Below are 14658 nucleotides of genomic sequence, written 5' to 3'. Positions count from 1 at the left end.
AATATACTCAAGTGGATGTATTCAGTTTAAATCTGTTCCACGAGGGTATAGTGACAGAAATCATCCTTTTGTTCTATGAAAATCACAACAGGTGCGACATGTTGTGACGCTTTAACTTAATCATCATTATAAGACCATTGCTGGTCAAACTGTTGATCATTTTCTCTTTTAAATTTACTAATATCTCGACGATCTTTTTTACTTGGTCGATGATCTGGCCGAGCTAGATTATGCAACTTTCTTTGTGATGCGAGCAATTCCCGTTTTGCAATACTGACCTCAGTTTCATCATAAAGCAGCTGAGCGGTTGGGGCAGGCCCGCGAACATCCGACAATGCTTTCACCACCACGGTTTTTTTCTCAAGGCCTTGGGCAATGGTTAATTCCATGCCTACACGAACTTCACGAGAGACTTTAACGCGTTCGCCATTGTGATGAACTTTACCGCCTTCAATAGCATTTTTGGCAATAGAGCGTGTTTTAAAAAAACGTGCAGCCCACAACCATTTGTCTATACGCATACCAACCGCATCTTCGGCTAGATTTGATTTACGCATATTTTTTCTGTTCCTCGGCTTGCTCAGTCGTTTGAGCTTCTAAAATAGGGATTAAATCTGTTAATGCGGACAGCATTGGGTAATTGCAAGTCTCGCGAGGCGCTTTGGCAGATGAAGGCTGCTGAATCGAATAGAGCTGTTCAATCCCAAAAAGTTTTGCACCATTAAGCACTTTTTCTGTGTCATCAATGAAATAACAGTTTTTTGCATCGAAGGGATGTTTGCTTGCTAATATTTGCCAAAACTCAATAAACTCTTTGGCATGACCGAGAGTCTCTGAACTGACGATCACATCGAAAAAATCACGAAGACCGGTTTCTTCAAGTTTGAATTGTAAGCCTGCATAGTCGGCATTGGTCGCAAGCCAAATAGGATAGCCATTTTCCTTAAGATAGGTAAGCAGCTCAATGCAGCCTTCGCGTTTGGCTACTTTGGCTTTTTGTTCTATTTGCATTGCCAGAACATCAACGCCAACTTGTGACGTCCAAAAGCGAGAGGAGTACCATTTTAGGGTATGATTATGTTGTTGATAAAAACTAAATAGCGTTTGCTTGCTTTGTTCGAGTGAGCACTGATGCTGTTCAGCATAGCGAATTGGCAGCAGCTCATTCCAAATGAAATCATCATAAGCAAGATCGAGTAAAGTACCGTCCATATCGAAAATGATCGTCGGCTTTTCTGAGTAATTTGGCATATAAAGGTATTCTATGTTTAAAACAACAACAGCACCGCAAGACCCACTGATTTTGCAGTTGGTTCCCATTGTGACACAAGCTTGCGAAATTTTGCGAGAAGAATATCAGCGTTATTGCTCAGGTGCGAATTTTGATGTGGAACGTAAAAGTGATGATTCACCAGTAACGCAGGCGGACTATCGTGCAAATAGCTATATTACCCAAGCATTATCCAAAGTTTCTAACTTGCCTGTATTGTCAGAAGAGGGTGACAAGTCTGAACGTATGCAATGGCAAAAATTTTGGCTGCTTGATCCCTTGGATGGTACCAAAGAGTTTTTACATAAAAGACCTGAATTTACCATTAATCTGAGTTTGGTAGATGGGGCCAATACCACCTTTGCCATATTGGCGATCCCGGGGGAATATAGCGTATATATTTGCCCATTTGCGGGACTGCCGCTGAAATATGATAGCCAGTCAACCACATGGTATGAATATGTTGAAACCTCTGTTGAGAATGTCGTACACGTTGGCTTGAGTCAGAGTGCCAAAAATAAACCGATTTATACGGACTATCTAGACGCTTTAGAAAAACTCACTCCTTATCAGGCCTACCATGCCGGTAGTGCATATAAGTTTTGTATGATGTTAGAAGATCAAGTGGATATTTACCCGCGTTTTCATCCGACTTGTGAATGGGATACCAGCGCTGGACAATGTTTAATCGAGCGTATTGGAGGTGGCTTGGTTGATTTTAAAGGTCGCGCATTTTTATATAACCAACGCACGACTTTATTAAATGGTGGATTTATTGCATTTAAAAATGCCGAAATGAAAGAATTGGCCTTAAATGCTTTGGCAAACATGCCTGACAAAACTTGAGCTAAATCGGGTTCATGCTATAGTGTCAGCACACTCCGTTAAATCTCCTGCATTTAAGAACTGTCAATTATGGCCCTAGATTTGCTCCCACCGAGTATGCTGAAAGCAATAGACTTATTGCCGGATGAAAAGACGCCTGTAACATTGTTTACACGTCATTCCATTCGTGAAGTTGTACAAGGACAAGGCTTGGCCGGTTATGACTTGCAACTGACGCATCAAGGACGTGATTTAGCCGAAGCGTGGGGCAGCTATTTGGTTGAAAATACCGACCGTGTTATTCAGCACTGTATTTCGAGTCCAATTCAGCGCTGTGTGGATACGGCAGCATTGATGATTCAAGGTGCAGATAATGTCACGATTGAGCCAAATACCCACCATATAGAAATCATTGAACAAGGATTATTGGTCGAGCCGGGAAGTTTTGTGCTCGATATAAAAAAAGCAGGACCATACTTTCAAAAGCAAGGTGCTTTAGGCTTTATCAATAGTTTTGTGAATAATGCTTTGCCGGGGATGAAACAGCCTATTCATGGGGTAGTAGATGTATTGGAGTTGATTTACAACACTCATCCAACCAATGATTATGGGCTGAGTCTAGCGGTGAGTCATGACACGATTTTGGCTGCAATTCTTGCCATTATTTCAGGTAAAAATATCGTGACACGCGAAGACTGGCCGAAAATGATGGAAGGACTATTTGTTTGGTTTGAAGGAGATGTATTCCTTGAATCTAAACTGAAATGGATTTGGCGTGGTGAACTCAATGAATTAAATATTCGTGAATTTCAGCAAGCTGAACAGCAACTCTAAGTATTTTTGCGCATACAAAATATTTAAAAAAGGCATCCTATAAATGGATGCCTTTTTTATCTGCTTCAATATTTTACTAAATAAAAGATTAAATATTGGCTTTAATTCGCGCAGGGTATTGATTTAAATCAATACTTGAACCGTCGTCACTATAAGGCCAGCGACTAGTATTAACAGGGAGATGCTGTTGGTGGATTCGACTGTATTTGTCTGCAGCAATCAATGTCGCAATGTCATGATCTTTAATGCTATACGCTTGCACGAGTTCAACGGGATATTGTGTGCGTTCAAAAAATTCAGCTTCTGTTTCACCTTGATGCAGCGCAAAGATGCGTTCTACAGCAGGTAAATACACGCCATATGCTAACCATGAGTCTACGCCTTGAGAGGCTTGAATCTCTGCGGTCGATTTCATATTTGAAATGACTTTACCTAAAATGTCTTTTTCACCTTTCGATGTAAAATATTCAATATATTGATGTTCTGCTTCTGCAAATTTTTCTAATGATGGCAAAAATTGGTTAATCGACATTTTCATCCCTCTTTTCATTTGTACAGCAAAGGCTGCCTAGGATGAAAATTAAAATACCATAAAAAATATATGGGATTAAACCATTTCTAAAAATTTTTATTTACAAAGTTTCTAAAAATATCCTGACAATTTTTGTCGGGAATATACGATTGTATTTAAAGGCCTACATCTTAATTTTAGTTGAAAAGTGAAGTACCTGTCACAGCAATCGTGATTCATTTAATACTAAATATTTAGATTTAATTTGAATTGTTAATAAGTGACAAAACGCGGCAATTGAATGATTAATAAAAAGAAAATAGCATTAACATTGTTGTAACTTATTGATTTATATATTTTATATAAGTCTCTTAATTGGATTTTTTTGTGGCTAATTGGGGAATAGTAGTGAAAAGTGTGATAGGTTTTTCATATAACAAATTATCAATTTGTATTGTGTCATTAATGTTAGTTGCTTGTGGTGGCGGAGGTGGTGGTGATAGTTCAGGTGGCTCTGTATCAACTGCCAGTTATCCAGAACCGACCCAAGATATAGTCGATGAAACAAGCATTGGTTTTTATGACTACGATGCCAATGATGTTGTTCGTGAAATACGAAATGATTTAGTCGGCAGCTTTTCAGCGCAAGTTCAATTTGGTCAAAGTCATGTTGTAGACCCGAATGCGAACGAAGCCAAGAAAATGCCACGTTTAACCAGTGAAAAAGAAGCGCTGCTTATCGTGACACCAACGCTTGATATGCAAAACATCAAGCAACTCAAAGTAGAAATCTATCAAAACAATCGCTTAGTGCGCACTGCGACATTGGATGATCCGACGCAAATGCCTGTTTCAGACCAGAGTGGGCAAAGAGGTCGTCCAGATGTTTGGTACAGTAAACGCGCGTGGACCACGAAACTCAATTGGGATGAAGTTAAACCTGGTCTAAGATTAAAATTTATCGACGCAAATAAAGTCAGCGGTGAATTGGCTGAGGATAAAATCGATTTTGCTGCACCTGGTGAATTGGTTTTAAATAATATCCGTGTTGGTATGTTGGCAGATAAGCCAAATTCTACCGGTCACTATATGCTGCTTGAGCCTGAAAAAGCGGGTACAGATTATTTCCAAACCATTCCTGCAGCAGAAATGACGGTTGCACAATATGATGATATGCAGTTAACACGTGCAATGGTTTCTTCAGGTGTTATTTATGACAGTAAAAGTGCCGGAGATGGTGGTGTTTATGCAGGAGACATGCGTGAAGATGTCGGTAAATCAACGTTTAGTGTTGGTATAAACCTAGCCAACTGGGGCATTACTAGTGCATCTATGGCCAACCAAAGTCAGCCACAATTAACTCAAACAGTGGTTGTCCATCATACGAAGGGGAACTATGCCAATGGTGTGCATACCCATGGCCTGAGTGGTGGTAATGGTATGCTGACACTTTATGATTCTGTAGGGAATGAATTTAGCCATGAAATCGGCCATCACTATGGTTTAGGGCATTACCCTGGTCAGGTGGGTGACAATCTATTTTGGGCTGCACATCATGCGGATAGTGGATGGGGTTATATTGCTAACCGTCATATGATGCGTGGTAATTTATCGTGGACAGCAACATGGAAGTGGGATGGTAGCAATGGGATCCCTAATTTTAAAAATATGTTCCCATACGGTAAAGATGCCATGTCTGGTGGGTATACCGATAGTAATGTATCACGATATACGCACTACACGGGTTACAGTACATTCCTGAAAATTCAACCGCACTTTGACCGTTATATCTGGGATGAAACATCACCTACCGGCTACAAAAAGTGGAACAAAACCACTCGTGAGATGGAAGTCGCACAACCGAAAATGCCAAATTCGACGGCTCCAGTTTGGTACAACGCAGATCAAAATTATCCACGACCACGGGTATTTGGTCAGCCTGTCATTACAATTTTAGGTGGCTATGATCCTGTCAATCAAGTCGGTTTGTTATATCCTGCGGCACGTTCAAACTGGGGCAATGTTTATGATCTAACAGCTGCCAATACGGCCTTAGATCAAGCGGCATGTTGGTTGAATGTGCAATACACTCATAAAGTCAACAATATTGCTTTAGCACCTGCACGATTAGGTAGTAATGCCAATAAACTGCATGTCAATTTAGCTTTGGCAGATCAACCACAGAAGGTCGATTTATACTGTAAAAAAGCAGGTGAAGAAGCCAAATTATTAGCAAATATTGATATTCCAGTCTACAGCACAGCGATCAAGCCGGCCGTCAAAATTGGACGTCAACATGGTTATAGTGCTTTGCGTGCTATCGAACTTCCTCAATTGGAAAGTGCTTTGGAAGCGCAAGCTGCAAATGCTGTTGTTGCACTAAATCCAACTGAAAAAATGCTGTATGAGTCATATAAAAATGACAAGTCATTAATGAATAGTGTGGCGCGTCAGCAATTAACCCGTTATGAATCGCAACAAAACACCGCATACCGACTAAATCGTTGGATGAATGTGTATGCACAAGACTTAACCAATCAATTACCTGAGGCACAAAGTGCACTTGAAGCATTTATGAAAAAGCTTTCAGTCACTCAAGAAGGTTTGTTCGAGCAGGCGACATTGATCAAAAATGGTAACAACTGTTTGAAATCTGAAACCTTAACTGATGGAACATTAAATTTATACATCAGTGGCCCAAGCGGATGTACGGCGGATGATACTGAACAGTGGGTATATGATGCCATTGGTCGTATACACAGCAAGTCAAATCCAGATCAATGTATTACTGGCAATGGTGGTTCAGCTAAAGTGACGCTAGAACGTTGCGTGTTAAACCAAACCAACCAAATTTGGACCATGGACCCTGCGACTACAACGATTCGTCAAAGTGGTCAATGTATGGATTTAAATACGGGACGTTTGCAGAATAACCGTGCGGATTTAATTCGATATAGCTGTACCAATGGTGGCAATCAACGTTGGACAAATTTGACAGCGAGCCAAAACTTATTATGGACATATTTATCAGCGACGAATATGAAACTGATCAATAAATAATCTGTAAATAGAAAATAAGGTCCTTATTGGACCTTATTTTTTTGCTTTTAAAAAACGATAGGCACAAAAAAAGCCCTAAAAAGGGCTTTTTTCATCGCAACAAATTAGTTAGCTAAAGCTTTAACTTGTGCATTTAAACGGCTCTTATGACGAGCAGCTTTGTTTTTATGGATGATGCCTTTATCAGCCATACGGTCGATTACAGGAACAGCTTTTTTGTAAGCTTCTGTAGCGACAGCGTAATCACCAGCAGCAATAGCAGCTACTGTGCGTTTAAGATAAGTACGAACCATAGAACGTAAGCTTGCGTTGTGTTGACGTGCTTTAACGTTTTGACGAGCACGTTTTTTTGCTTGAGCAGAGTTTGCCACTCGTGCACTCCTTGAAATAGATTGGTCTGGGCGGGCTGAAATTACATCTGAAAACCAACATCAGAAGAACTATCACCAGCCCGTAAACAAGTGCCATATTGTGATTAAACTAAGCGCTTAAGTCAAGTCTTGACATGCTTTGACAACATTTTAGATGCAGAAAAATTTTAAAGAAAACGTTAGATTAGTCTAAAGTTATTGAGATTGTATGAAAAATGACTAAAAGTATAGAGAATGCAATTGTCATTGGGGCAACAGGATTGGTCGGGCGGGAGCTGGTTCGTCAGCTCAGTCAAAATACAGGATGTAAGAATATTACAGCTGTGGTACGTCAACGTGACCACGAACTGAATGGACTGGCAAAAGTTCAACAATTGGTGATCAGCGACTTTCTTTCCCTGACTCAGGATGATGTGAGAGATTATAGTCATGCCTTTAGTTGTTTAGGCTCGACGATTAAAAAAGCAGGGTCTAAAGATCATTTTTATCATATCGATTTTAGCATCAATGCACATTTCGCTGAATTATTAGAATATACAGACACACATCTGATCATTGTCAGTGCAATGGGCGCAAAAGCCAATTCCGCGTTTTTTTATAATCGAGTCAAAGGTGAATTGGAATATTATTTAAAAACCTTAAAGTTAAATCAACTTTCTATTTTAAAACCTTCGCTGTTGCTTGGTGAACGTCATGAATCTCGAGGTTTAGAAGATGCGACACAGAAACTTTATAGGCGCTTTTCGCATTTTGTACCTGACCGTTTTAAATTTAAGCCAGTGACAGCACAGCAAGTGGCTCATACTATGGTCGAGGCGGCACAAACTCAGACTGAAAAGTTCGAGATTTATGATAATTTACGCATACTAACAATTAAATGAGGGAAATACCGTGTCTACAGTTCCATTCGTCACTTGTGATTTACTTGATGATCATCCAGACAAAGAAATACAAGTGGTGATCCCGTCGTTGGATGGTAAATTCTTTCAAAGTTATGGTGCACGAAAAAGTTTTGGCGGCCAGGTGGTGACGGTCAAATGTTTTGAAGATAACTCACGTGTTAAAGAATTATTGGCAACCGATGGTACGGGTAAAGTATTGGTTGTGGATGGTGGTGCGTCGATGCGCTGTGCCTTGATGGGCGATATGATTGCTGAATCTGCAGTCAATAATCATTGGAATGGCGTCATTATTTATGGCTGCGTGCGTGATGTCGATGCGATAGCCGAACTTGATTTAGGTGTGCATGCTTTGGCTGCGATTCCACAAAAAAGTAACCGCAAAGGCGTGGGTGAAACAGATATTCCATTAAGTTTTGGTGGTGTAAACATTCAGTCTGGTGATTTTATCTATGCTGATAATAACGGCATCGTTGTTTCAAAAGAGCAATTGGTTGCTCTATAAGTGTGTTTGAGTTTTTAGTCGCGCAATGAAAGTGTGATTCTTGCTCATACACGACGATATAAATGTGAAAAAGAAAATACAAACATCAGCTGAGGGCTCTCGGCTGTTGTATAAAAATACGAAATAAAAGAAGAAAGGAAGAAATGTATGTTATTGCATCAAATAAAAGTGGCGCAAGCGTTGCTCTCAGGCGTAGCAGAGGGCGGACGTGGTACAAATGGGACGCCTTATCCGAAACAACCTGAAAAAGCCCTTAAACTGTACGAATTTGAAGGGTCTCCCTATTGTCGTCGTGTACGAGAAGTACTAACCACACTCAATTTGGATTATGAGGTCTACCCATGTCCCAAAGGGGCTAAAAAGTACCGTTTAGACGTGCAGAAATTAGGTGGAAAACAACAATTTCCTTTCTTGGTGGATGACAATACTGGGGATCGTTTGTACGAATCTCAGCAAATAATTCATCATCTATTTAAACATTATGGCAAAACAGGCCAAACGCCTAAGAAATATGCCAGTTATCCTAAAATTCCGTATGTTGCCTATGTTGGAACCTTAATTAATGGGGCTCAAGGAGTGTGGGTACAGCGTAAAGTCATTCATCGTGATGCTCCAACTCAACTCTTAGAACTGTGGGGCTTTGAAGCGAGTCCATATACACGCATTGTACGTAGCGCATTGTCTGAAATGGAGCTGGCATATACTTTTCATAATGTGGCTAAGGAGCGTTGGCAAGATCAGGGATTAGCAGTAATGCGCTTAAAACCTGGTAAATATGTACCCCTGAAAGGTGGTAAGCGTGAACAAGTGTTAAAAATCATGGGGAACAATATTCAAGTGCCATACTTGAAAGATCCCAATACTGGTGTTGAACTTTTCGAATCTGAAAAAATTGTGCAATATTTGAAAAAGCAATATTTAAGCTAATCTCACTCAAGTTTAAGCTAAGTGCAGTGTATAGTCAGACAGATGGCTATACACATATTGTAATGATAAATGGGTCTAAAATTAGAAGAAAAATGCATCATAATTGCGCAAATTGAATTAGAATAAATTGTTAAAAATAAGAAATTTACTTAATTACAGGGATATCCTAAAAGGATTAAACTCGTTAATGTAAAAGACATTTCATTTTTCGGGGGAAGTAAATCATGTCACCACAAGAAGTCATACTACCCGTACCTGTGCTCGTCGTTGAAGATGAGGAAATTATTCAATTACGTTTACGTCAAATTTTGACGGAGCTGGGTTATAAGCGGGAAGAGCTTATCTTCACCAAAAATGTCAAAGAATCTATTCAAGCCGTAGAGACCCAACCGATATCCTTAGCCTTAGTTGACTTAGGTTTGCCTGATGGTAGTGGTATCGAAATTATTGAAAAAATACGTTCCCTCGAAAGTAATACCATGATCTTGGTTGTCTCTGCATGGAGTACACAAGAAAGCTTATTTGCCGCAATTAAAGCAGGTGCAACGGGCTATGTATTAAAAGAACGTGATGATGCTGAAGTACTTTTATCTATTCGGAGTATTTTACGTGGTGGGGCGCCGATTGACCCATTTATTGCACGAGAAATCCTTAAACAAATATCCGAAGCTGAAGCGCCAAGTCCAGAACAAACCGTCGCCGATGAAGCAGACTTGAACCTGCTGACCAGTCGTGAAAAAGAAATTTTATGTTTGGTTGCTCAAGGTTTGAGTAACCGTGAGATTGCTGAACAGCTTTTTGTTTCACGCTATACGGTAGAAAGCCATATTAAACATATTTATCGAAAATTAGCCGTAACGAAACGAACCAAAGCCGTGAGTACAGCAAGATCTATGGGTATTCTATAATGCGTAAAGGAGGATATTTTTTCTTATTTATCCTCTGTTTAGTATGGGGGAGTTTGAGTCATGCAGAGCAAGTTTTCCCTGTAAATGATCAATGTAATGTAACTGTAAATAGCATTTCACGGGTGAAGACACCATCCAGTCAAGAATTACCCAGAACGGGATGGAAAACCACGCAATTACCTGACCGTTGGAAAGAAGATAAAGACTGGGAGGGTTATCAAGGTGGTGCTTGGTATAAATTAGACTGGTCTTGGTACTGTAAAAATAATGCCCGTTTGGCAGAACCCATCGCACTATATGTTGATTACATCATTAATACGGGTTCAGTATTTCTGAATGGCGACTTGCTGTGGACCAATAAAAATCTTCAAGAACCGATTTCTAAAAGTTGGAATGTTGCACGCTATTGGATTTTACCGATAAGTGGAATCAAGCATGATCATAATGAAACCTTGATCTATGTTTATGGCTACTCGAGTCTAAATGCTGGCTTGGGTCCAGTGAAATTTAACAATGTCATGGCAACGGTAGAGCAGGCTGAAGAAGCCACGTGGACACGCCGAACCATATTACAGTTAAATATTTTTCTTTCTGGGGTCTTGGGTCTAATTTGCTTCATTATTTGGTTGATGCGGCGTCGTGATACCAGTTTTGGCTGGTTTGCACTATCAACGGTGTTGTGGATTTTATTTCTCAGTAATGCATTGACCACTGAAACTTTTCCGTACCCAGATTCAATATTTTCCACCAAAGCCAATCTGATATTTGCAATGCTGTACTTTCAGTGTTTTAGTATCTATATCTTGCGCTTTCTTGGGCGTAAATTTCCGCGCATTGAACTGTCATTCACCATGCTGACAGCTGCACTGATTGGTGTGGTGTGTATCTGGCCGTTTGAGCGAAATGCGGATGTTTCAAACATTATATTCTTGTTGTATTGCGCATTCTTTTTTTTCACCTACCTCTATCTCTGTAGGATTAGTTTCAAAGAAAGAAGAAGAGACTATATTTTACTCGCATCCTGTATGACGGCGATTATTGTGATTGTCATTGCAGACATCACGGTCTTGGTCCTCTTTCCAAAAGAAGGTTTTACACCATTATCACCTTTTACCTCACCGATTATTACCTTATTTATAGTGGTGATCTTAGGGGCGAGGCTCAATCGTAATATACAAAAAATTGAAAAATATAATGATGATCTGGCATTTGAAGTTCAGAAAGTCAGTGATGAGTTATGCAGTAGCCTGAATGATAAACATCAGCTTGAACTGAGTAATGTACGCCTGCAGGAACGGATTAAATTATCGCATGATCTGCATGATGGTCTGGGCGCATCCATTGTGCGCTCGATGATCTTGGTTGATCAGTGTGAAAGTAATATTCCAAATAGACAGTTCTTGTCGATGTTGAAATTATTACGGGATGATTTAAGGCAAATTATTGATAGTGGATCATCTTTGGACAGTAAGGTGCCAGATTCACCTTTGCTCTGGATCGCACCAGTTCGACATCGCTTTAGTCAGTTGATGGATGAAGTGGAAATGAATGCCAAATGGTGCATTCCTTCGCAGTGGGCGATCAAACCAACAGCAATTCAGTGCCTGACTTTAATACGAGTGATTGAAGAAAGCCTGACCAATATTGTGAAACATAGCCAAGCAAATCATGTCAATGTGACGCTGTCACAATTCGAGAATGGCGCATTGTTATTAACTATTGAAGATGATGGCGTCGGTTTTGATGTTGAGAGTGTTTCTAACCATGGCATGAGTATTGGTATGCGAAGTATGAAAATGCGTGTAGAGCGTATAGGTGGGAATTTCAAAATTCATTCTCAGCAAGGCTGTACGATTATTCATACAGAAATTAATTTAAAATCAGCTGCATAATAATATGTTGAAATAATAAAAATGATGAACAATTCGATATTAAATAAACTTAAGGGCATTGCATTGTTCTGCTGTGTCACTTTTATCGCCGCTTGTGGTTCACAGGATCAAGCGCCTAAACCAGGTGAGTATGGGCAGATTTTGTTCCAACAAGCAGTGTTAAGCTCCGAAGAAATTCAGCAATTACTCACAGAAAGTCAAAGCGATACAAATGCAATAAACACTAAAAATTTTGCAGTGGATTACACGGCGACATCGAGCCAAAACCCATATCGTGCAGTTTTGTTGGTCAAAGGTAGGGCAATGACCAGTGGTGAGGTATCTGTAAAATTTCAAATTGATAACTACAATGCCGCTATTCAACAAACCTCAAGTAACCTCATGCAAATGGATGCAGGTGTTGATCAGGTTGAACGATTAGAAACATTAGATGCAGGACAAGATTTTACTTTTGTCATGGATGGTGCGCCTTTTTCAGTCAATGCTGTCAATGATCCAAATAGCATGACCAGTCAACTGAGTTTGTTGGAGTCGAGGAATGTGGAGTTTCAAAGTATTGAATTACAAATTTGGCAAGGCAAAGGTAGTCAATACGGCGTAATACGTTATCTTTGGTTTATTGGATTGGTGTTATTGATTGTATGGGTTTATCGCGTCATCGTGGAGAAAAAAGCCGATCAAGTTGAAGATTTTTTAAATCGTAGAAAGCGAAAATAATGCTATTCAGCAGTATAAAAAGGGAGCATGACGCTCCCTTTTTTATTGATTTTATTCAGCTTCTGTCGGGACCAGTATGAGCACAGATTCATTTAACAGCATGGCAATATCTTCTAAGATATCAGCATCATATAAAGATTCGTCTAGCGCTAGACTTTGACCATCGGCAATGGTTTTTAAATGCACTGCAAATTCGTCTGAGATACAGATGCCTTCGCCATTTGCCCAAAACAAAATATCACCATCTTGCTCTGTGTAAAGTAAGCGTGAAGCAGGTTCTAACATGAGTTGATAGCCTTGATCTAGAGCTTCCTCTAAATCACCAGTGCCGATTTCTTCTGCTTCAGGAATATTGTCAGGATATTTAGGTTCTGACATTAAGCTCATGATTGCATCTTCAAGTACGGTTGAATTTTGCAATTGTTCAAATAACTTTTCTTTTAAATACTCAAGCTCATTTTCAGTCACTTGGCCGATCGCACTGATTTGATCACGTAAAATGTCAGTTAATGGATTTTTAAGTAGAGGATTGTCTGTGAATTTGTCTGTCACACGATCCATCATTTCAGTGACATTTGGCATGCGGAAGCCAAATGAATACGTCAGACATTCATCTTCAGCTACGCCATAGTGTGATAGGCCTGGTGGCACATAAAGTAAGTCACCGGGAGCAAGCACTTCATCAAAATGAACGTCCATTTCTGGCAGTAAGCGAAGCGGTTGACCTTCGACAAATGAAGTATCGGCATCACACATCTGACCCAATTGCCAACGACGGTGACCATAGCCTTGAACAAGGAATACATCGTAAAAATCAAAATGTTGTCCGACAGAGCCGCCTTTTTGTGCATACGACACCATGATGTCATCACGACGCCATTGCGGAATAAATGAAAACTGCTTCCATAGCTCGGCTAGGTCAAAAGAATAATGATCGACAGCTTGAACCAATAAAGTCCACAGTTTCGGCATTTTTTGAAAATCGGCTTTAAGTAGTGGAGACGATTTCACTGTCCATTGCTTAGGATCACGATCTTTTTGTTTGATGAGACGTGCAGTGACATTGTCTTCTAAAGCCAATTCTAGAACGTCTTTCGGTTCAAGTATTTGGGCAATTTCAGGGAGTGCATTACGAACCAATAATGGTTTTTTTTGCCAATATTCGGCAAGGAATCGTTCAGCGCTGATGCCGCCGAGGATGTCAAGAGAATGAGCCATAGCTAAATACATACAATTTCAATGGATATATTGTCCCTTGAGATTCCTGTTTTTAGCAAGGCTCTATTTCATTAAATTATTGCGATTAACTTGAGACTATTGTAAAGGATTGTCTTTGAGATATTGCATGACTAATTTTTCAACTTCCAAATCATAGCTATTGGCAGCAGCCGTTGTCGCTGAAAATTTCATGAATTGCTCAAAATGTGCATTGGTGTCAATTTTAGTATTTTCTTTATCAGACATTAATTTAAAATGATTCGGCATGACTTTTGCCATCATTTCAACATTTTCGGTTTGTAGTTTTAGAAGTTTTTTAACTTCAACTGTTTGTGGCTGAATGCTTTCAAATTTTTGTTTGCCTAGAGCAACCAGTTTATTGATTTGTTGTTCTGGCGAGTTACTACCACCGGTTTTGGTTTTAGTGCCTAGCTGTTGAATGATTTGTTCCTGCATTGCAGCGCCTTGTTGTTCTAATTCTGCATAGATAAATTTATATTGAACCCACTCATTGACTAAGTTTTTATTGTATTGCTGAGAGTTGGTCACAGTTTGATTCACTGTATTGGTATGACCGTTTGTCGAACAAAATAGAAGGCTAATGCTAATGAGGCTAGATGAAATTAAATTAAACGTTTTCATGTTTTCAGTTCTTGGTTGTAATAAATAAGTAAGTGACTTTTTAATCATTAGCCCATAAAGAGCTAATGATGTGTTTATT

15 protein-coding genes are annotated in these 14658 nt (G+C 39.6%); 9 read left to right on the top strand and 6 right to left on the bottom strand.

Annotation, left to right across the window (positions count from 1 at the left end):
* Positions 1–116: 116 nt before the first annotated feature.
* Together B1202_RS01250 and B1202_RS01245 are read right to left on the bottom strand one after the other, a co-directional pair.
* Positions 117–557, bottom strand: coding sequence for an RNA-binding S4 domain-containing protein (locus B1202_RS01250; RefSeq protein WP_078188712.1), 441 nt, complete (start codon positions 555–557; stop codon positions 117–119).
* A complete protein-coding gene (locus tag B1202_RS01245) occupies positions 550–1251 on the bottom strand; it encodes an HAD-IA family hydrolase (RefSeq protein ID WP_078188711.1) in 702 nt (233 codons plus the stop codon). The genes B1202_RS01250 and B1202_RS01245 overlap by 8 nt, the downstream gene beginning before the upstream one ends.
* Before the next feature lie 13 nt (positions 1252–1264).
* Between B1202_RS01245 and B1202_RS01240 the strand changes: the two genes are divergently transcribed.
* Both B1202_RS01240 and B1202_RS01235 read left to right on the top strand, forming a co-directional pair.
* A complete protein-coding gene (locus B1202_RS01240) occupies positions 1265–2116 on the top strand; it encodes a 3'(2'),5'-bisphosphate nucleotidase CysQ family protein (protein ID WP_078188710.1) in 852 nt (283 codons plus the stop codon).
* Between the two features lie 69 nt (positions 2117–2185).
* Entirely contained in the window at positions 2186–2929 is a 744-nt protein-coding gene (locus B1202_RS01235) for a histidine phosphatase family protein (RefSeq protein ID WP_078188709.1), read from the top strand.
* An 88-nt stretch (positions 2930–3017) separates the two neighbouring features.
* Here the strand turns inward: B1202_RS01235 and B1202_RS01230 are convergent, their stop codons facing one another.
* Positions 3018–3461 (bottom strand): hypothetical protein, encoded by a 444-nt coding sequence (locus B1202_RS01230; protein ID WP_078189203.1) that lies wholly within the window; start codon positions 3459–3461, stop codon positions 3018–3020.
* A 444-nt stretch (positions 3462–3905) separates the two neighbouring features.
* On the opposite strand from B1202_RS01230, the gene B1202_RS01225 reads away from it, so the two are divergent.
* Positions 3906–6500 (top strand): M66 family metalloprotease, encoded by a 2595-nt coding sequence (locus tag B1202_RS01225; protein ID WP_171262567.1) that lies wholly within the window; start codon positions 3906–3908, stop codon positions 6498–6500.
* A 104-nt stretch (positions 6501–6604) separates the two neighbouring features.
* On the opposite strand, the gene rpsT is transcribed toward B1202_RS01225, so the two are convergent.
* Positions 6605–6871, bottom strand: a complete 267-nt coding sequence (gene rpsT / locus B1202_RS01220) for a 30S ribosomal protein S20 (protein WP_078188707.1) — start codon at positions 6869–6871, stop codon at positions 6605–6607.
* A 215-nt stretch (positions 6872–7086) separates the two neighbouring features.
* On the opposite strand from rpsT, the gene B1202_RS01215 reads away from it, so the two are divergent.
* The 6 genes from B1202_RS01215 to B1202_RS01190 all read left to right on the top strand — a co-directional run bounded on the left by B1202_RS01215 (position 7087) and on the right by B1202_RS01190 (position 12719).
* Positions 7087–7752 (top strand): NAD(P)H-binding protein, encoded by a 666-nt coding sequence (locus tag B1202_RS01215; protein WP_078188706.1) that lies wholly within the window; start codon positions 7087–7089, stop codon positions 7750–7752.
* Between the two features lie 10 nt (positions 7753–7762).
* On the top strand, positions 7763–8275 hold the full coding sequence (rraA, locus tag B1202_RS01210; RefSeq protein ID WP_078188705.1) for a ribonuclease E activity regulator RraA: 513 nt from the start codon (positions 7763–7765) through the stop codon (positions 8273–8275).
* Positions 8276–8422: 147 nt separating this feature from the next.
* Positions 8423–9202 (top strand): glutathione S-transferase N-terminal domain-containing protein, encoded by a 780-nt coding sequence (locus B1202_RS01205; protein ID WP_078188704.1) that lies wholly within the window; start codon positions 8423–8425, stop codon positions 9200–9202.
* Positions 9203–9426: 224 nt separating this feature from the next.
* Positions 9427–10110 carry a response regulator transcription factor gene (locus B1202_RS01200; RefSeq protein WP_078188703.1) on the top strand — a complete coding sequence of 228 codons (684 nt, stop codon included), beginning with the start codon at positions 9427–9429 and terminating at the stop codon, positions 10108–10110.
* Positions 10110–12002 (top strand): ATP-binding protein, encoded by a 1893-nt coding sequence (locus B1202_RS01195; protein ID WP_078188702.1) that lies wholly within the window; start codon positions 10110–10112, stop codon positions 12000–12002. Before B1202_RS01200 ends, B1202_RS01195 begins: the two co-directional genes overlap by 1 nt.
* A gap of 21 nt (positions 12003–12023) precedes the next feature.
* A complete protein-coding gene (locus B1202_RS01190; protein ID WP_078188701.1) occupies positions 12024–12719 on the top strand; it encodes a hypothetical protein in 696 nt (231 codons plus the stop codon).
* Between the two features lie 51 nt (positions 12720–12770).
* Here B1202_RS01190 and B1202_RS01185 read toward each other — a convergent pair whose 3' ends face one another.
* Together B1202_RS01185 and B1202_RS01180 are read right to left on the bottom strand one after the other, a co-directional pair.
* Positions 12771–13937: a cupin domain-containing protein gene (locus B1202_RS01185; RefSeq protein ID WP_078189202.1), complete on the bottom strand. Its 1167-nt coding sequence runs from the start codon at positions 13935–13937 to the stop codon at positions 12771–12773.
* 96 nt (positions 13938–14033) lie between these two features.
* Positions 14034–14579 (bottom strand): hypothetical protein, encoded by a 546-nt coding sequence (locus tag B1202_RS01180; RefSeq protein ID WP_143221547.1) that lies wholly within the window; start codon positions 14577–14579, stop codon positions 14034–14036.
* Between the last annotated feature and the right edge of the window lie 79 nt (positions 14580–14658).

The sequence above is a fragment of the Acinetobacter amyesii genome, assembly GCF_002018365.1.
Classification (GTDB): Bacteria; Pseudomonadota; Gammaproteobacteria; order Pseudomonadales; family Moraxellaceae; genus Acinetobacter; species Acinetobacter amyesii.
Note: the sequence above shows the minus strand (reverse complement) of the source record. Positions and strands in the feature narration are given on the sequence as shown.

Excerpts from the sequence above, each read along its gene's own strand:
- B1202_RS01230 (WP_078189203.1), bottom strand. The coding sequence starts at position 3,461 with ATGTCGATTAACCAATTTTTGCCATCATTAGAAAAATTTGCAGAAGCA.
- B1202_RS01250 (WP_078188712.1), bottom strand. The coding sequence starts at position 557 with ATGCGTAAATCAAATCTAGCCGAAGATGCGGTTGGTATGCGTATAGAC.
- B1202_RS01245 (WP_078188711.1), bottom strand. The coding sequence starts at position 1,251 with ATGCCAAATTACTCAGAAAAGCCGACGATCATTTTCGATATGGACGGT.
- B1202_RS01185 (WP_078189202.1), bottom strand. The coding sequence starts at position 13,937 with ATGGCTCATTCTCTTGACATCCTCGGCGGCATCAGCGCTGAACGATTC.
- B1202_RS01180 (WP_143221547.1), bottom strand. The coding sequence starts at position 14,579 with ATGAAAACGTTTAATTTAATTTCATCTAGCCTCATTAGCATTAGCCTT.
- B1202_RS01190 (WP_078188701.1), top strand. The coding sequence starts at position 12,024 with ATGATGAACAATTCGATATTAAATAAACTTAAGGGCATTGCATTGTTC.
- B1202_RS01195 (WP_078188702.1), top strand. The coding sequence starts at position 10,110 with ATGCGTAAAGGAGGATATTTTTTCTTATTTATCCTCTGTTTAGTATGG.
- B1202_RS01225 (WP_171262567.1), top strand. The coding sequence starts at position 3,906 with ATGTTAGTTGCTTGTGGTGGCGGAGGTGGTGGTGATAGTTCAGGTGGC.
- B1202_RS01205 (WP_078188704.1), top strand. The coding sequence starts at position 8,423 with ATGTTATTGCATCAAATAAAAGTGGCGCAAGCGTTGCTCTCAGGCGTA.
- B1202_RS01200 (WP_078188703.1), top strand. The coding sequence starts at position 9,427 with ATGTCACCACAAGAAGTCATACTACCCGTACCTGTGCTCGTCGTTGAA.
- B1202_RS01215 (WP_078188706.1), top strand. The coding sequence starts at position 7,087 with ATGACTAAAAGTATAGAGAATGCAATTGTCATTGGGGCAACAGGATTG.
- B1202_RS01235 (WP_078188709.1), top strand. The coding sequence starts at position 2,186 with ATGGCCCTAGATTTGCTCCCACCGAGTATGCTGAAAGCAATAGACTTA.
- B1202_RS01240 (WP_078188710.1), top strand. The coding sequence starts at position 1,265 with ATGTTTAAAACAACAACAGCACCGCAAGACCCACTGATTTTGCAGTTG.